General features: G+C 34.3%; 15 protein-coding genes. All 15 read right to left on the reverse strand.

The genetic code is table 11. The features are described from left to right. Window positions 1-129: 129 nt before the first annotated feature. The gene (locus IIC38_05780; GenBank protein MCH8125454.1) at window positions 130-1,719 is read right to left on the reverse strand and encodes a glycosyltransferase family 39 protein; all 1,590 of its coding nucleotides are present in this window, start codon (window positions 1,717-1,719) and stop codon (window positions 130-132) included. 105 nt (window positions 1,720-1,824) lie between these two features. Continuing rightward, entirely contained in the window at window positions 1,825-2,865 is a 1,041-nt protein-coding gene (locus IIC38_05785; GenBank protein MCH8125455.1) for a glycosyltransferase, read from the reverse strand. Further along, on the reverse strand, window positions 2,862-3,854 hold the full coding sequence (locus IIC38_05790) for a glycosyltransferase (GenBank protein MCH8125456.1): 993 nt from the start codon (window positions 3,852-3,854) through the stop codon (window positions 2,862-2,864). Before IIC38_05790 ends, IIC38_05785 begins: the two co-directional genes overlap by 4 nt. Before the next feature lie 3 nt (window positions 3,855-3,857). Beyond that, window positions 3,858-4,826 carry a glycosyltransferase family 2 protein gene (locus IIC38_05795; GenBank protein ID MCH8125457.1) on the reverse strand — a complete coding sequence of 323 codons (969 nt, stop codon included), beginning with the start codon at window positions 4,824-4,826 and terminating at the stop codon, window positions 3,858-3,860. A 13-nt stretch (window positions 4,827-4,839) separates the two neighbouring features. Then, on the reverse strand, window positions 4,840-6,075 hold the full coding sequence (locus IIC38_05800) for a polysaccharide deacetylase family protein (GenBank protein ID MCH8125458.1): 1,236 nt from the start codon (window positions 6,073-6,075) through the stop codon (window positions 4,840-4,842). Next, the gene (locus IIC38_05805) at window positions 6,075-6,824 is read right to left on the reverse strand and encodes an acyltransferase (GenBank protein ID MCH8125459.1); all 750 of its coding nucleotides are present in this window, start codon (window positions 6,822-6,824) and stop codon (window positions 6,075-6,077) included. The genes IIC38_05800 and IIC38_05805 overlap by 1 nt, the downstream gene beginning before the upstream one ends. 37 nt (window positions 6,825-6,861) lie before the next feature. Then, on the reverse strand, window positions 6,862-7,881 hold the full coding sequence (locus tag IIC38_05810; GenBank protein ID MCH8125460.1) for an SDR family NAD(P)-dependent oxidoreductase: 1,020 nt from the start codon (window positions 7,879-7,881) through the stop codon (window positions 6,862-6,864). Between the two features lie 5 nt (window positions 7,882-7,886). Next, complete coding sequence (locus tag IIC38_05815; GenBank protein ID MCH8125461.1) at window positions 7,887-9,068, reverse strand: glycosyltransferase family 4 protein; 1,182 nt, start codon at window positions 9,066-9,068, stop codon at window positions 7,887-7,889. Between the two features lie 22 nt (window positions 9,069-9,090). Beyond that, a complete protein-coding gene (locus tag IIC38_05820) occupies window positions 9,091-9,846 on the reverse strand; it encodes a hypothetical protein (protein ID MCH8125462.1) in 756 nt (251 codons plus the stop codon). A 464-nt stretch (window positions 9,847-10,310) separates the two neighbouring features. Continuing rightward, entirely contained in the window at window positions 10,311-11,627 is a 1,317-nt protein-coding gene (locus tag IIC38_05825; protein ID MCH8125463.1) for a UDP-glucose/GDP-mannose dehydrogenase family protein, read from the reverse strand. Between the two features lie 76 nt (window positions 11,628-11,703). Further along, window positions 11,704-13,161, reverse strand: a complete 1,458-nt coding sequence (locus tag IIC38_05830; GenBank protein MCH8125464.1) for a sugar transferase — start codon at window positions 13,159-13,161, stop codon at window positions 11,704-11,706. A gap of 15 nt (window positions 13,162-13,176) precedes the next feature. Further along, on the reverse strand, window positions 13,177-14,130 hold the full coding sequence (locus IIC38_05835; GenBank protein ID MCH8125465.1) for a GDP-mannose 4,6-dehydratase: 954 nt from the start codon (window positions 14,128-14,130) through the stop codon (window positions 13,177-13,179). 24 nt (window positions 14,131-14,154) lie between these two features. Further along, window positions 14,155-16,491, reverse strand: coding sequence for a polysaccharide biosynthesis tyrosine autokinase (locus IIC38_05840; GenBank protein ID MCH8125466.1), 2,337 nt, complete (start codon window positions 16,489-16,491; stop codon window positions 14,155-14,157). Window positions 16,492-16,514: 23 nt separating this feature from the next. After that, a complete protein-coding gene (locus IIC38_05845) occupies window positions 16,515-17,180 on the reverse strand; it encodes a polysaccharide biosynthesis/export family protein (protein MCH8125467.1) in 666 nt (221 codons plus the stop codon). Between the two features lie 16 nt (window positions 17,181-17,196). After that, the gene (locus IIC38_05850) at window positions 17,197-17,910 is read right to left on the reverse strand and encodes an STAS domain-containing protein (protein ID MCH8125468.1); all 714 of its coding nucleotides are present in this window, start codon (window positions 17,908-17,910) and stop codon (window positions 17,197-17,199) included. Window positions 17,911-18,093 lie beyond the last annotated feature (183 nt).

Raw genomic sequence — 18,093 nt, forward strand, 5'->3', positions numbered from 1 at the left:
AATTTGAACAAAAAGCAGCATAAGCACTAAACTAAAATATTTCTAAATGTCTGGTTTTTGGGTGAAACACTTGGGGGGGGGTGGCAACTAATCTTTAAATCATCCAAACAAAACTGATTAATTATATGATTAGCCCCATCCGTATACTTCAACAGTTCCACCAGGTGTCTTATACAAGCACTTTAGATGAGCTTTAATATATTCAACAACTTTAGGCCTAACATAACGTTGTCTTTCCAAGCGATAGGTATCAACAATTATCCATCCAATTGAGTTATTTTCCACAATTTTTTCGATATCATTAACCGTGTCAACTACCAATGAGTTATTATATGTATCTCTTAATCCAGATGGACTCCGGTAAACTTCATTTGGACGAGGGTTTTCCAGGCTAGCTAAGAAATAATACTCAGCATTACCAGCATAATAATTAACAGTTAAAGGTAACGTCGAAATAATCGGGTCATTATCAGACAATCTAATCTTCACAAAATTAGCGGCCTCACGCCATTCTAAATGGCTGACCGCTCCATTAGTACCATAAGTAATGTCAGGGATTTTTCTGGAAAAACGGAACCACGGAGACATAATAAGAACCAAAGAAATAAATGCAGGTAAAAACGCATGCGTAAACAACTGCTTGAATGGTCCTGTTTTTGATTGAACAAAGATCCTTTTGCTAATTTGATTTTGTAGTAAACAACTAGCTTCAACCAATCCGTAAGCAGCTATGAATAACATCAGAGGATAGATATGATAAATGTATCTTTCCATTCGCAGTGTAAAAAGAGTTGACAAAAGAACCAGGGGAACTATAAAATTCACTAATAGATAAAATCCTTGTCGATGAAACTTAACAAAAAAGGCAACAATTCCAAGGAGAGAAAAAATCAATAGTGTTATAAAAAAAGACGAACTTAAAAATTTTACATAACGAAATGGATCCTGCATTGACTCTTGTGTAGCCCAGTTTGGAGCAAATAGAAAAGATTTTGTTATGCCTGCCAGTAATGAGGAGTCAATTAAAATAATTACAACAAAAATGGTGATACTCGCATACACTAGAAACGAATACTTTGATTTAAGTGTGTTAGTCCAGCCATTTCTTATTCCAAATAAAATGATCATTGAAGATGCGTAAATAATTAATGAAGGAAAAAGAACACCGGAAAGAAGATGTAACGAAACAGCAATCAAAGATGAAACAATTACTAAAGGCAGCCACATTAAATTTAAGTTCCAATCAACAATAAGGTTTTGAACTCTGGATTTTGGAGGATTTTTAGTCTGACTTTGTTTGGTCCCCTCAAATAGCTCATAAACAGCATAAATACTTATCAAAAAGAAACATTGAAACATTGAATACATTCTGCATTCTCTTGCCCAACCAATCATGAACGGGTTGAAAGCATAAAGAAGACCTGTGGTTATTGCGACATTATTTTCAAACAAGCGCGATCCAATAAATATGATTAAGCCTATTGAAAAAATTCCAAAAAGAGCGCTTGGAAACCGTGCAGCAAATTCATTGTTGCCAAATAATCTAAATGAAAAAGAAACTAATTTGGTAAAAATAATACTTCGATCATAAACCTCATTACTCGGTAAAACCGGGCCTTTTCCCTCAAGTATAGATTGAGCAACAACTACATGATTCATTTCATCAACCCAAAAACTAGGATCATCGAGGTGAGCTAACCGTAAGTAGGAACCAATCAAAATAATTACTCCGATTAGCAACCAACTCCAAATCGAAGTTTTCTTAGCCACTTTATTCAATGTTTTTTAAATTTTTTTCAAAAAAAGAAATCTGATTAATGACAGCTATGAGTGAGAATTTAAATCACGGGCATGATCGGTAAAAGATTTTGCGGGCTTTATTATTGGTTGGTTTTTGGAATATGAATTTTTCTCAAGTTTCATTATACCCAGTTCAAGTTTTTTTACACGATATAATGTGTCTTCTGTTAACTGACGGTGCCCTGATATTAAATCCGCTACTATACCAACTACTCCGAATTGGAAGCCAAGTAGCATTAGCACTGCACTCAGAATCAAAGATTGAATGTGGCCTGATCCACCATCTACAAAAAAATAATAATAAAGAAATCGAACCGAAATAAAGAAGCCTACAGAAAATAAAAGCATCCCGGCAAAAGTAAATACACGTAAAGGTTCATACATGGTGTAAATTCGAAGCATTGTACCTACACTTCTCTTAATATAAGAAGGGATGCTCTTGAATAATCTTGATTCTCTTAATTTACCGTTTGTTTTCACAGAAACAGAGGAAGTGGCGATGTTTTTCCTCCCTGCCTGTATTATTGTTTCAAGTGTATAGGAAAATCGAGAAATCACATTTAAGCGAAGGGCTGCATCTCTGCTGTACGCACGAAAACCACTTGTTACATCAGGTATGGTTGTGTTGGAAAATCTTCGTACAACCCAGGAACCAATTTTCTGTAGTTTCTTTTTTGTATAGGAGAAATGATCAATTGTATCTACCTGGCGATCTCCTATCACCATATCTGCTTCACCATCAATAATAGGCTTGGTTAAATTTTTAATACTTTCACCACAATATTGATTATCTCCATCCGTATTGACTATAATATCTGCGCCCAATTTTGTACTGGCGTCTAAACCTGCCATAAATGCTTCAGCCAATCCTTTATTGTTTGTCAATTTAACAATGTGATTCACCCCTAATTCTTTTGCCACATCTATAGTTCGATCGGTGCTTCCATCGTCGATAACCAATACTTCAATTTCATCAATTCCGAATATATGACGAGGAAGATCCTCAAACGTTTTGGGCAAGGATTTTTCTTCATTAAAACACGGTATTTGGATGATAAGCTTCATTGAGATATAATTTCTTCAATGTTATATTCTTTAATCTCTTTGGCATGTGTAAAAATTATCATTTCTCCAATGAGACCGATTGAAACCATTTGTATGCCGATTATCAAAAACAAAGCTCCAAGAAGCAAAAGCGGTCTGCCTGCTATAGGTGAAGACAAGAATATTCTATATATAAATAAATAAAAATTAATACTTATTCCTAATATAGTAAAAATTGCTCCAAGAAAACCTAAAAAATGAATAGGTTTTTTAGAATATTTAGTTAAAAAGATTACGGTTATAATATCAAGAAATCTCCTAATATATTCAGAAACATAACGTGATGTTCTAAATGCTCCCGGTAATTGTTCAATTTTTTCTTCAGTGATTTTGTAACCTTGCTTTAACGCTAACACAGGTATAAAATTGCTAAATCCGCCATAAAACTCAATATTCTCCAAAACCTGTTTTTTCACAGCAAGAACACCACTATTTATATCATGCAAATTTAATTGAGTTATCTTATTGATAATGTAATTGAATAACTTCGACACAATTCTATTCAGTTTTGAATCCCCTCTCGGATAACGCCACCCCACGACCAAGTCATATCCATTATCCAGCTGATTCAAAAGATTTTCTAATTGCAAAATATTAATTCGCACCCGACTCGTAAAATACAAAATGTTCTGCCCTATTGATTGTTTTAAGCCTGCATCCAAAGCAGCAGATTCTCCAAAAGTTGACCGCATTTTAATTAATTTGAAGTTTTTATTGGAAGGAATTCTCGTTTGAACTTTATTAGCCGTATTATCAGTGCTGCCATCATCTACAAAAATGATTTCATATGAAAAATTAACCAGGCTTGATTCTAATTGATCGATTAACTCATCAATATAATTTTCGGAATTGTAGAGTGCTACAATACACGACACTACAGTTTTAGATTTATGATTATTGTCGTGTTTGCTCACAATACTTTCTTGAACGTCTAATTGACTTGTTTCCATAGTTTAATCTCGAATTAATTCTGAAAAATAATTAGCTTTTTTTGATCCTGTACTTGTAATCAAACTGGCTACTAAACCTAGAAATACATATTGCAAACAACTGGCCAAAAACAAGAATGAAATAATGATTAAAATATTCATTTCAGCTGCTTCATAACTATTAAAGACAAATCCATTAACCAATCCAATTGTTGCTAGAAATGTACACAGTAAATAGAAAAGACTGATCTTCCCAAAAAACAATAATGGGCTTTGCAGGTATTTAATAAAAATATTCAAAGACATTAAATCCATTATGACTTTAAAAGTACGGGCAATACCATACTTTGAATTCCCGAACTTACGAGCATGATGCCTAACAGGTATTTCTGTAATTATAGCACCTTCCACCTTTGCTAATGCCGGAAGGAATCTATGCAACTCACCATATAAATTAATTTTTTTTACGATATTATATCGATAAGCTTTAAGAGCACAACCCGTATCGTGTAAATCTACTCGAGTAACGGAACAAATAATTTTATTAGCAATTCTTGAAGGGATTTTTCGAAGTATAAGCTTATCTTTGCGATCTTTTCTCCACCCACTAACCAAATCATACCCTTCAGCCATTTTTTCCAAAAGCTTAGGTATATCTTTTGGATCGTTCTGCAAGTCGCCATCCATAACAATAATTACTTTACCTGTAGCTAATTCAAATCCTGCGTCTGTTGCTGCAGACTGACCACAGTTAGCTCGGAACAATATTGCTTTCATATGAGGATCTCGCCTGGCAATTGCTTTTAATTTTTCAGGCGTCGAATCTTTACTGCCATCATCTACTAAAATAATTTCGTAGGTATATTCTAGGGGTGAAAGCACATCATCTAGAGCCTTGTGCAATAAATCTACATTCTCCTCTTCTTCATAGAGAGGAATAACAACAGATAAATCAAGTTTTGGCGGAGGAATAAATTTATCTTTTGTTTTCATGATTGGTGTTCTTTTAGTTAATATTTAAGCGTTTAATAAACCTGGGAAACTGTGTGGTTAATTTTTTCATTATTATTTTCTTGAGTTTTTTCCTCCCATTACCAGGTAGCCTGTATATATAATGTTCCTCAATTCTTGGAATGTAAAATAGATCACACCCATTTTTATTTGTCGGTCGACCATTAACAATTCCCCAGTAATTCATTTGGTATCCAATCTTTTTTGATGCCTGTATAGCACATTCACTTCCCAAATACCAGGGATAACATAGCTGATCGACAATATGTCCGCTTAATTGTGATTCAATAATTTTTTTTGATTGGGTCAAATCTTCGGTGATTTCATCAGTTTGGGTTTCATTTGTCTCATAAGTTAAGCCATAACCAGGTGATTTTTCAATTTCTTTAATTATACAGCTTAGATCCTTCCGCCAAGAAGGTTTATTAAAATAATCCATATCCCCATTATTCGTCACATGATCTGTGCACTCTTTCCTGATTGATTCATCTATAATCAATTCAGGATTCCCTGCCATCCTGGGATTCGATCTAAAAATCGGCGTGCCCAAAGGGACTTGCCGACTATAATTCCTGACCCCATTATTTTGGTAAACCGGTACATTAATGTTACCAAAAATATTGTAATCAAAATTTGGATTGATAAAATCAATTAGTTTAGAAGAGATACAAATCTGATGATGGTACATCGTATGAGATTGGAAATCTATAACTCTATTATTATGCATCTCTCGAATTTCTTCCCATGAGCAAAGAGGATATTCAGAATGCTCTCTTGAAGTTAATTCCTTTGCATTTACGTTGTTTCTTCGGTTTTCATACGTTGGTGATTCAGGAGCGCTGTTTGGAATAAGTCCGGGAATAATAAAACAAATGGCTCTAAATCCATATTTTTTGAGCAATGGATATGCTGTACTAAACAAAGTGGCTAATCCATCATCAAATGTGAGAACAATACTCTTTTCTTGTATTTGTTCTTTGCCTGATAAACAACTAAACAATTCATTGCCAACAAGAGTTTTATAACCATTTTGTTTCAAAAATTTTAATTGTGATTCAAATGAAAGCGGTTCGACTGAGTGATAGACAAAAACAGGAATTTCGTCTTGAATTGTCTGCAAATTTCTGGCAAACATAAATTCCGGATAATTCCCACGAAGGAACGCATTCAAATCAGGAATATTTTTTTGAATACTTTTACGTGCGGTCTCTATTAATCTTTGACTCATCATTATGATTTAGCTCGATTTAAAATAACTTTTGCCGGTATTCCTGCCGCAACGCATAAACCTGGGACATCTTTCGTCACAATTGCTCCTGCCGCAATTGCTGTTCCGTTATCAATATGAACTCCATCCAAAATAACACAATGTGCACCAATCCAAACATCATCTCCAAGTGTAACTCCGCCTTTACCTTTAAAATCGTATTGCCTATTAATGGGTATATCCGTCCGATCCAGTTTATAGTTGCCGCCTCCTACAATATAGGTATAAGCAGCAATAATATTGTCTTTACCAATTTTGACATTATTCGAGGAAAAAACTTCACAATTAAAACCAATATTCGCACGTTCATCCAATTCGATGTTACCATCTTTACAACTTAAAATTGAATTCCGTCCAATGAAAACATCATTTCTTAAAGTGATTCCATCATTGCCGGATCCTTTCGCATCAATCATCACGTTATCATCAATAATTACGTTATCTCCCATATTAATTTTTTGAGGATGACGTAAAACAATATTCGTCCCAAATACAACCGAGCTTCCTACCTTTCCAAGTATGATTGAGTATAATTTGCTTCTTAAAAAAATGCCAAGAGCCCCGGGAATCCAGGATATGAACAAAACGATCAGTTCATATTTAATTAAATAGAGAAGGCTTTCAGTACCGACAACTAATTCCTGGTATCTTTTCAATTTAGATTTTTTCTGATTGGTAATCGAATCTTGAATTTTATATGCTTTACTATCCATATCAATTTGTATTTTAAAAATAACTATAATCTTAATATTAAATCAAATTTTGATTCTTATACCACTCGGCTGTTCTGGCCAGACCTTCATCGACGCTTACTTTGGGCTGGTAATTTAATATCTTTTTAGCTTTTGAGATATCAAAAGACCTGCTTTTAGTAAAAAAATCTACTCGGCGTCTGTAGATTGGAGGTTCAATTCCTAAGGGGATACAAATTTTCTCGCAAAGGGTACCGGCAATTTGAACCGGGAAAGCCGGAAGGTGTATCTTAAATTTGGAAGAATTGAATATCTCTGCTATTTTATCTAAGATTTGGTTCAGAGTCGGGATATCATCTCCACCAATAATAAAACTCTCTCCAACCGCTTCTTCAACTTCCGAGGCTAAAATAAATCCATTGACCAAATCATCGATATAAACCAAATGGTAATAAATCTCACCCGATCCTAACACTATTGTTGGCGTATGTAGTGCTAATTTGAATACCTTCAGCAATCTTAGATCACCTGGTCCATAAATGGGTGTAGGCCGAACAACTGATACAGGCAAGCCGGTTTTCTTATGAAAATCCAGGGCAGCAAATTCGCCGTCTAATTTAGTGACTTGGTAAATATCGCCAGGCTTGAACCGGTAACTTTCATTCGCGGGCGGATCTTCAATGTGGCCATGCACACCCCCTGTACTACAGTGTACAAATTTTTGAATGCCATACTTAAGAGATGATTCCAACAGATACTTTGTGGCTTTGACATGAATATCCCGATATACCTGGTCAGTTATACCGGCACTCCGAAATATCGCAGCAATATGAAATACCTTCTCTACACCTTTTACTGCTTCAGCAACAATCTCAGGATCTCTCAAATCTCCTACTATTACATCATAATTGCCGTTATTCTCTAATGCAAAAAACTTTTCTTTATCACGCACAAATACTCGCACATCATAGCCATTAGCGCATAATGTTTTTGCTAGAGCATTTCCCGTAAATCCCGTAGCACCGGTAACTAGAACTTTAATTTTAGTCCTTTTTGTCTTTATATTCTGATTTAGCATTAAAACTATCCGAAAGAAGAACCAAGGCTAATTTGATCTTCAATCCAATCATAAACTCCATTGAGTCTTTTTTGATGAGCAGCAAATGTATGATTTTTTTCAACAAAATTTTTACCGTTCCTACCAAATCTTTTTTGCAATTCTATGTTTTCAGCAAGAGCTACAATACCCTCCGCGAACCCATTTGGATCTGCTGGTGCAAGATAGGCTTCATTATTCGTTAAAATTTGGTTATGGGTATAAAGATCCGTGGCTAAAAGTGGTTTCCCCGAATGTAAATATGGAAAAATCTTCATTGGCGTATTTACACCTTTTATCCTTGGGCATGTGAGAATATCAGCACTGTTTAGATAATCGGCTAATTTTTCAAAAGGTTTTGGTCCGAGAAAATGTGTCTGCTTGTCAATTTTTAATTTGCGTGATTTTTCTTTGTAAAAATCGATATCTATACTATTTCCGCCAATTATTACTAGATCAATTTTATTTGTATCTTCACAGGCTAGCTTAAAACTTTCCAAGAGTAAATCCAAACCCTGGTAATGTTCTAGATTACCTATATATAACAGAATTTGTTTATCAATCCCAAGTTCTACTTTTAAAAAACCATTTGTAGGATGATCAGGCTTCTTTATTTGTGAAATATCATGTATCGTTACAGTTTTTTGAGATCCATTTTTTTCACAAAGCTCAGCCAATGCGTTACATACTGGAAGGTTAGCCAAACTCTTTCTTATTGCCGCCCCTTCAATTTTATTAAATATATTTGCAAACGCTGAAAGCCCTGGGGTTTTTTCAACTATTTGTTGTGCAATGGAAGAATCAATATCATAAACATAAGGAATTTTATAAAAATAATTGAAGAACATCGCAAAAAAAACAGATTCCTCACCGGCGTGGATAAGATCATATTTTTTCTGATAAACCAGTTTCCAGGCTTTAAAAAACATGAAGAAATCGCAAATTAATTTTTTAAATGAAAATCCAGGATTGATGTTTTTGAGAAAGCTTAAATTTGGTGTTCGATATATTGTGAGATTTGTTAAATCAACATTCACTCCTTCATTATAAACCAATAAATCAACAGTTGTGTTTTTACGTTCAGCAAGAACACGAAGCACTAATAACACATCAATAGGTGTTCCTCTTTCTTGATAGAATGGATGCGGAGCTAATAATAAAATATTCATTATTTTATCTCAGTCAAAGAGGTCAATTTAAACATAATATCTTAGACTTTTTCAATTGAATTAATAATTGATTAATAATCGACCGTATTGGATTTTCAAGTTTTCCATATGAATATAATTTGGCTTCAGGGTCAAAAAGTATTTTTTTTATTTTTTTACTTGGAAAATTGGAATCAAAATGAGCATTAACACAAAATCCATAACATCCTGGTTTGTTTACCTCCCAGGAAAAGGCTAATGGATCGCTCCCAGGTAAAATTTGAATTCTCAACTTTTCAGCTTGTTTGAAATGAGATGGATTTCGCCAAAAAGAAGGACGACCTCCATTATCCCCCAAAAAAATATTTCTCGATTGTTTACTCTCATTTAATATTTGGCTGATAACTTTACCCCGCTTACCAAGCCATTTACCGAAACCCCATGGCAAAACTGGAATTCCACCTACTGATAATATTTCAGAGATAGTTTCTCTGATTGGATTCCCATTTGGGATTTGCTTAGTTGTCGCCAGCGCAAGGACTTCGAGAGACTCTAAGGTATTAATCTGTTTGCCTGCTATTATGAATATCCTTTCATAAGAATTTTTTTCAACAATTAAAGCACATTCTTCTTGTGTAGATCGAATATTCCAACTTTTTAACTTGGATATACTTTTGCCTGATGAACCTTTTGAGGAATGTTTAACAAACCAGTTTTGGTTATGGTCTTCGGTTAAAAATAAAACTCCGACAAATGGAAGGTTATCATTAAAAGAAGATGCTGCATTTTTAAAGTTCAAAAAAGCTGAATCGAGCATTTGTTCCCAATCAAAATAATCGAAAATATGGACATGGGTATCACAAATTATTTTAATGATTTGATTGGAATCCAAGATATGATTTTATCGTTAACGTGAGATTATTCTCTAATTAATTAGTTACAGCTCCGCCTGGTCAGTCCCAAGCAATCACTTTGCTCTTTGCTTTGAGCAATTCAAATTTAAGGTAATGAATTAGGGTATGGACATTAAGAGAATAAACGCCACTATAGATAAATCGTCATTATTTGAAAATTATTTAGCAGCCTTATTTCTTAACATGTTAGTATTTAAATTTGTTTATTGTTGCAAAAAAAATACCAAAGTATAACTTTGGTATTTTTGATTTTCTAGATAGATAAACTTATTAATTATCAACTAGTTAGATATAAAGTAGATATTTTTCTACTTATAATAAAGTGTTCCGATTGGGAACAATTGTACAATTATCCGCCAGTGGCATTTTTCCGGCCAACCCCATAATAATCAAAGCCTAGCTTTTTCATTTTAGACGGATCATAAATATTCCTTAAATCAAACACAAGTGGCTTGTTTAATAACGATTTTATCTTTTCTAAATCTAAACTTCTAAATTGATTCCATTCCGTCATAAAGATCAATGCGTCACACCCTTCAATTGTCTCATAGGTCTCTCCACAATACTCAATATCGGGTAGATCTATTCTGGCATTCTCTATCGCTACCGGATCAAATGCCCGTACTTTTCCACCTTCTTTTTGAATCCTCTTAATGATATCTACAGAAGGCGCGTCTCGCATATCATCTGTGTTGGGTTTAAACGCTAAACCTAACACACCAATTGTTTTACCTTGAAAGTCTCCAATTCCTTTTTTGATCTTTTCAAACATCCTTTGTCTTTGGTTCACATTCACCTCAATAGCAGAGCCAATTATTTTCAAATCAAAACCTTTGGATTTTGCTAACTGGTGAATAGCGGAGGTGTCTTTTGGAAAACATGAGCCTCCATATCCCGGGCCGGCATGAAGAAATTTTCGGCCGATTCGATTATCTAGACCCATACCTTTTGCCACATCGTTAATATCGGCACCAACAATTTCACACAAATTAGCCATTTCATTAATGTAAGAAATTTTTGTAGCAAGAAATGCATTCGCTGCATATTTAATCAATTCTGCAGTTTCAATATTGGTTTCGACGAAAGGAGTTTCGATCAAATATAATGGACTATAAAGCTCCTTTAGAATAGCAAATGCCTCCGGCTGCTCTGCACCAAGGACAACCCGATCAGGACGCATAAAATCCTCAATAGCAGAACCTTCACGAAGAAATTCCGGATTTGAAGCAACAGAAAAAGGAACACTATTGGATTGATTATCTTCAACGATTGAACGAATCCATTTTCCTGTACCCACGGGCGAAGTACTTTTATTGACTATAACTTTGTACCCGTTTTTATATTTGGCAATATCTTTCGCGACATCTCCGACAAACTGAAGATTAGCTGATCCATCCTCTTTTGGTGGAGTTCCCACTGCAATAAAAACAACTAGTGACTTTTCAATAGCCGCTTTAACATCTGTTGTAAAAGACAGTCTCTTTTCTTTCACATTCTTTGCTACTAAAATATCCAACCCTGGTTCATAAATTGGCATAACACCTTTGAGAAGTTTGTCTATTTTAGATTTGTCGTTATCAACACATATAACTTCATTGCCAAATTCGGCAAAACACGTTCCGGTAACTAATCCTACATAACCGGTTCCAATTACTGCGATATGCATTTAATCCTCCTTGAAGAATTTATTTTTGCCAATGTATTCATTTTATTGCTTCGTCATATTTCCTCAAAACTTTTGCTTAATAAGCTCCATAACCAAAAAGAACAACTAATACTGTCTTTAAACTGATCTTTACATCTAACCACAACGACCAATTATCTATATATTCCAGATCCATTTCCATCCACCGATCAAAATCAACCATATTTCGACCACTTACTTGCCAGATACAGGTTATTCCCGGTTTTAAGCTTAGCCTACGACGCTGCCAAATTTCATACATCTCTACTTCTATTGGAAGCGGAGGCCGAGGACCAACAATACTCATATCACCTTTCAAAACATTGAGCAATTGGGGAAGTTCATCCAGGCTGATTTTTCTCAATAATCTTCCTAAAGGATACACTCTAGGATCTCGCTTAATTTTAAAGACGGGTCCTTGCATTTCATTTTGTTTTTCAAGTTCTTTCTTTCGTAATTCCGCCCCTACCATCATAGTCCGAAATTTATATAGAGTAAATTTACGACCATTCAACCCGGAGCGTTCTTGTTTAAAATAAATTGGTCCTTTTGAAGAAAGTTTAATAGCCAGTGCAAGCACAATAAAAAAGGGCATTGCAATAATAATACCGGTAAGTGAAACTAAAATATCTGTAGTCCGCTTCACAAATAACTGCCATTCATTTGCTGAAAAAGTTTCAAATTCAAGTAATGGAAAGCCACCAAAATTTGTCTGTTTTAAGCTCGATATTTTTGTATCATAAAGATCTACTGATAGATAGGTTTCTACACCTTCTTTTTCGCAAGCCAAAATTGCATCTTCAATATTCCCTAACCATGAACGTGGCACAACAAATACAACCCTATCAACCACATAAGTGTGGAGTAACCTGGGGATATCAGATAGCCTGCCAAGAACTTTACTCCCCATAATATAAGTTCCAGTACGCCCTGGCTCGTCATCAATCAAGCCAATAATATTTAATCCCCAATGTTTGTGGTTGTTTACTACATCAATAAATTTTTGGGCCCGTTTGCCTGTACCTACTATTAAAATATTTACTCGATTATACCCTCTTGTCCTTACATATTCGAGAAAAATGATAAAAACTCTTTTTTCAATGACCAACAGAATGGCACAAATACAAGAAAATAAACCCACAAACAATCTGCTTGTTTCGGTCATTTTTAGCAAGAACACAACACTTCCTATGGCAAGCGTTGATGCAATAGCTGATTTAATAATTCCAAAAAAGATTTTTAAGTAATTTTCGGTTCGAAAATCATGATACACACCAAAGAAATTAAGAAAAATCAACCAGAAAAAAATTGCCGACAAAAAAATTATGAAATTATTTTCAAAAAAGAAAAGTGCCCCTTGCAAGTCAAAATTTGGAGCAAATGCCATCTTTCCGAGATTAAACCTATTACGTACTATACCCATCACATAGAAGGTAACCCCAAAGGAAACGGAGACAACCACTAAGTCTATAATTTGAAGAATATTCTTTAAAAATATTTCTTTTTCTCGAACCATTATTATTTATTGGATCTAAATCATATTGTTTTTATTATACCAATCTATGAAATGACGAACCCCTTCTTCAAAATAAACTTTGGGAGAATAATTGAATTCTAATTTAGCCTTATTAATATCCGCAAAAGTGATTTCTACATCACCTAGCTGAAATGGTAAAAATTTTAAATTAGCTTTCTTACCCAAATATTTTTCTATCGTTTGAATCATTTTCATTAATATGATCGTTTGAGAATCTCCCAAATTATAGATCTCATAACCTGAACAATAATCATAAGCATTCACCAAGCCATCTATTATATCAGAAATATAAGTATAATCTCTTTGTGATGTACCATCACCGAATACAGGTATTTCCTCTCCATGATCAATTAATTTAGTAAATCGATGAATTGCCATATCAGGTCTTTGACGGGGACCGTAAACCGTAAAGAACCGAATACAACTTATTGAGATGTCATAAAGATGGTGATAAGAATAAGCGATCAATTCACCTGCTTTTTTTGTAGCCGCATAAGGAGATATTGGATTATCTACATTATCAATTTCTGAAAATGGGATTTTTTTATTGTTTCCGTAAACCGATGAAGAAGACGCAAATATGAATTTAGGGATTTCAAATTGGCGGGCAAGCTCCAAGAGATTTAATGTTCCTTCAACATTTACTTGCTGATAAAGTAATGGATTTTTAATGGATGGCCTTACACCTGCCCTTGCAGCTAAGTGATAAATTCCGCAAAATTGATGACTTGAAAAAACACTTTTTAATTGCTCATAAATGCAAATGTCCACTTCATAAAGTTTAATTTTATTCGAGGCCATCAAGGATTCAATGTTTTTTCTTTTAATTGCCGGATTGTAATAGCTGTTAAAATTATCAACACAAATAACATCAATATTGTGATCCACTAATCTTTCGCATAAATGTGAACCTATAAATCCCGCAGCACCAGTTACCAACACTTTCATTAAGTAAGAAGACCCTTAGAACATTCAATAATGGTAATAACTATATCCTTCATGAGCTAAATTTGCTTGAGTTCCGTTTAAAATGACACCAATCAAGTTAATCGGAACATTTTTAAAAAGATCTAATTTTTGTCTGGCCATATTTCTATTGGTAACTTCAGCTCGAACAATTAAAATCACACCCTCTGTTTGCGTTCCAATAACAACTGAATCGGTTGCGGCATTAAGGGGAGGGCTGTCAAAAAGTACTAAATCAAATCTTTTTTTAGCTTCCTCAATTAGTCGTTTAAGTTGAATTGAACCCAACAATTCCGAAGGGTTAGGCATCATGGAGCCACAGCTAATCATTGATAGATTAGGCACATGGGTTTCACTCACAGCGTCTTCAAAGCGGACCATACCCATTAGATAATTGCTTAAACCCGGTTCCTTATTTACACCGAAGGTATTGTGTAATACACCTCGCCGTAAATCGGCATCAATCAATAAAGTATTTGTTTTATGTTGAGCCAAAGTCACTGCCAGATTTGATGATGTAAATGATTTCCCATCTCCAGGTGCAAAGCTTGAAATCACAAGTGAGCTTATTTTTCCCATATCTTTTGAAAATATGATCTTTGTTCTTAAAGCTCGGTAAGCTTCACCAACCGGTGTAGGCGAGTAGTCATAGGTTACCAATTGGGAATCGATTTTTTTCAATTTATCAGCATCCTTAAGATCGGACTCGCCGTTAAATTCGATTTTAGGGATTGTCCCGATTACATTTAATTTTAGATATTTTTTTACATCCTCCGGAGATTTAATGCTTTTATCAAAAAATTCGAAAAAAAGTGCTGCTCCAATTGAAAAAAAGAAAGCAAATACCGTACCTGCATAGGCTTTTTTCTTCTTATCTCTGTTTACCGGTACTTCAGGAACAATGGCCGGATCCATTATATCTATTTCTTCAGTAGTATCAACAGCTTCCGATAATTCAATCTCCTGTGCTTTCCTCTGCAAGTCAGTATAAAGGCTACCAGATACTTCAACGTTCTTAGTCAACTCTGAAAGTCGCATCTGCTCTGCAGGAAGTGTTTGTATCTCTCTTTCCAATGCTCTGATTTGGCCATAAACATCTTGAATATCCTGGATAGATTCATTGAGCTGCGTTTTAGCGATATTATAAATGTCTGTTTGAAATACTATAATCCTTTCATCAAGCTCAACAGCTCTTTTAACTGAAGTAGTAAATTGTGCTATTATTACAGCCCTTCTGGATCCATAATCGGTTAATTGTTGTGCCAACAATCCCATACTGGCATTGTCTTTAAATAATAAATTTTTAATGATTTGACCGTAGATATACCTGATATCTTTATCTTCAGAACCAGGTGTGATTGTTGTTTTGCCGAGATCAATTAATTTGGTTAATAGGTCGTTTAGATTTTCTGTATTGGATTCGAGATTCCTCTTTTCTTTTTCTAAATTGCTTAACTCTCTAACATTCTTTTGTACATCAGTATCTAAACTGATAAAATGCCCTTCTTTAAATATTCGAAGTTCATTATTGTGTTGATCAAGCTGTTCTTTTGCAGCTTTCAACCGTTGATTTATTGCATTTTTATAGTCTTTGGATCGAATTCTTTCAAATGAGATACTTTCTTCAACAAAAATTTCTGCAAGACTATTCACCATTTCTGTCACAATTATCGGATTGTAATGAGTCATACCCACTTGCATTAAACTTCCACCTTGCCGTAGTTTAACATTTACATGGGCTTGAAACCAGGCTACAGCGTCCCGAAATCGAGAAACCTTAAAATTGATACTAATATTTTGCCGGGCAAAGCTTGGCGAAACCTTAATTTTTAATCCGTTAATTTCAAATAAATTTTCAGTTAACTGTGAAATCGGACCTGAAGCTATTTCAACAACCTGATTTTCCCCAACAATTTTATTTAGCACAAAGTTGGGCTGTTGCAAGGCCAATGAATAAACTCCTGGAGTTGGTTCCAGATCTGTAATAAATTTATCGAAAATATCTTGACGTAAAAAGATGCCTTCTTGATCTAAGAGTTGAAGTGTTAATCCAAGTTTTGCGACTATATTCTCAGCAAACGTACGACTCGTTAACTCAATATATCTACTTTGATTTAAAACTTTGAGTTTTTCCAAATTATAATTTTTAAACCTTATCCAAGTAGTTGCCTCATATTCCGGGGGTTTACTTTTTACATAGAATAGCCAGGGTACAAGAATCACCAAAAATAATCCAATGACCAGCCATTTTCTTTTTAAGATACCATATAGATATCTTCGAATATCGAGATTGATTTCTTCTTCTTCTTTTGTTTCTTCTTCAAAGAATTTCTCAAAATCCATATGTACTTTAACTCCTAATCACATTATTTTAAATTATCTATACGAATAATCAAAAGAGCCATTGATGCAGCAAAAGTTAAAGTATTCATTACAGATCTAATACTTATCCCACCTTTGGGAGCAACAAGGACCTGATCTCCCGACTGTATACCCAAATCAGTCAAAGAGTATGCATTTTCAAAAGCCTGCAATAGATTACCCACAACCTTCCTATCGCTTCTAACCACCTGCATCTTTTTTAAATCTGCGCGAGCTGTAGGACCACCTGCAAATTCCATCAAATCCCAAAATGATATTTGAGGATCGACTCGATAGGATCCTGGTTTACTTACCTGACCTCTAATTGTCACACGTATTAAAGGTCTTACATAAATGAAAGGATCAGTAAGTAGATTCTCATATTTCTTTTTAATAAGTTCTTCCACTTGCTTAGGTCGTTTATTACCTACTTGTACCAAACCAACAAAAGGCATATAAATATAACCGCGATTATCTATTTTGTAATCACTACTTAAATTTGAAATTGGACTTTTATTATTAACGTTGTCATATAATTGCCAAATCTGAATTCTGACGGCATCACCAGCTACTATCATCTCCTGACTATTCATGGGAGTTTGGGAAAACACCCTATAAACACTAACTAAAATGATAAATAATATTAAAAACAATTTATACTTTATCTTCATAATTCCTCATCATAAATTAACGAGAACGATAAAATCGATGTCGTTTTTCTTTTGTTTCTAAGTTTAAATCTTTTAACAAAAAGTATAATTTCAAAATACCAACTTTAGATTTACCATAAGACGCTGAACGAAGCTTTCCTTTCATTTCCCCGATACTCAACAAAGGTTTTTCTGTAATCAAATGTTTTATCTTATCTTGTAATGATAAATAACTTGGCTCGACACGTTGTTTCGTCATAAATCTTTGTGTGGGATCAAAGTTATTCTTTTTTTCGGTAGTTGCTCGTAAAACCTGAATATCTGGGACACTTTGGATCGTTGTTGAATCTTCCTTCCATTTTTTTGTAGGTGTTTGAGTGATATCATATCCACGAATCAAGTCAAATTCATTTATAGCTTCTTCGACTGAATCATACATTTTTAGAATCCTATTAAACTCAAGCATCTCAAAAACATCGTAAACTTCGGGAACCATATTGACCAGTTTAATATCACCTCCACTTTCCCTTACATTTTTAATTTCCCCAACGAATACACCCCAACCAGCACTACTCACATAATTAACACTACTCAAATCTAAAACAAATTGAGCAATTTTAGCATCAAGAAATTCTTTTAATCTGCTGACTAACTTCAACGAAGTGTGTGTATCAATATATCCATTCACTTTTAGGTACATGATATCATCGTTGTACCCTACTTGTTGATCAATTATTTGAATGCCTTCCATACCGGATATCTATTATAATTAGTTAAAATTAAATATTAGTAAGGATTTATTTACCCAGATCAACCTTTTCTCCTACAAAATATATGCCATTCTTACTCAAAAAGAAAATACCTTCGTAACATCTTAATAATCATCAAATTGAAAAGTTCTTTAAAAAAGTCTCACCCGAGAATTGTTCTATTT

Source organism: candidate division KSB1 bacterium, assembly GCA_022566355.1.
GTDB lineage: Bacteria > Zhuqueibacterota > JdFR-76 > JdFR-76 > DREG01 > JADFJB01.

Excerpts from the sequence above, each read along its gene's own strand:
- IIC38_05785 (MCH8125455.1), bottom strand. The coding sequence starts at position 2,865 with ATGAAGCTTATCATCCAAATACCGTGTTTTAATGAAGAAAAATCCTTG.
- IIC38_05790 (MCH8125456.1), bottom strand. The coding sequence starts at position 3,854 with ATGGAAACAAGTCAATTAGACGTTCAAGAAAGTATTGTGAGCAAACAC.
- IIC38_05795 (MCH8125457.1), bottom strand. The coding sequence starts at position 4,826 with ATGAAAACAAAAGATAAATTTATTCCTCCGCCAAAACTTGATTTATCT.
- IIC38_05800 (MCH8125458.1), bottom strand. The coding sequence starts at position 6,075 with ATGATGAGTCAAAGATTAATAGAGACCGCACGTAAAAGTATTCAAAAA.
- IIC38_05805 (MCH8125459.1), bottom strand. The coding sequence starts at position 6,824 with ATGGATAGTAAAGCATATAAAATTCAAGATTCGATTACCAATCAGAAA.
- IIC38_05810 (MCH8125460.1), bottom strand. The coding sequence starts at position 7,881 with ATGCTAAATCAGAATATAAAGACAAAAAGGACTAAAATTAAAGTTCTA.
- IIC38_05815 (MCH8125461.1), bottom strand. The coding sequence starts at position 9,068 with ATGAATATTTTATTATTAGCTCCGCATCCATTCTATCAAGAAAGAGGA.
- IIC38_05825 (MCH8125463.1), bottom strand. The coding sequence starts at position 11,627 with ATGCATATCGCAGTAATTGGAACCGGTTATGTAGGATTAGTTACCGGA.
- IIC38_05830 (MCH8125464.1), bottom strand. The coding sequence starts at position 13,161 with ATGGTTCGAGAAAAAGAAATATTTTTAAAGAATATTCTTCAAATTATA.
- IIC38_05835 (MCH8125465.1), bottom strand. The coding sequence starts at position 14,130 with ATGAAAGTGTTGGTAACTGGTGCTGCGGGATTTATAGGTTCACATTTA.
- IIC38_05840 (MCH8125466.1), bottom strand. The coding sequence starts at position 16,491 with ATGGATTTTGAGAAATTCTTTGAAGAAGAAACAAAAGAAGAAGAAGAA.
- IIC38_05845 (MCH8125467.1), bottom strand. The coding sequence starts at position 17,180 with ATGAAGATAAAGTATAAATTGTTTTTAATATTATTTATCATTTTAGTT.
- IIC38_05850 (MCH8125468.1), bottom strand. The coding sequence starts at position 17,910 with ATGGAAGGCATTCAAATAATTGATCAACAAGTAGGGTACAACGATGAT.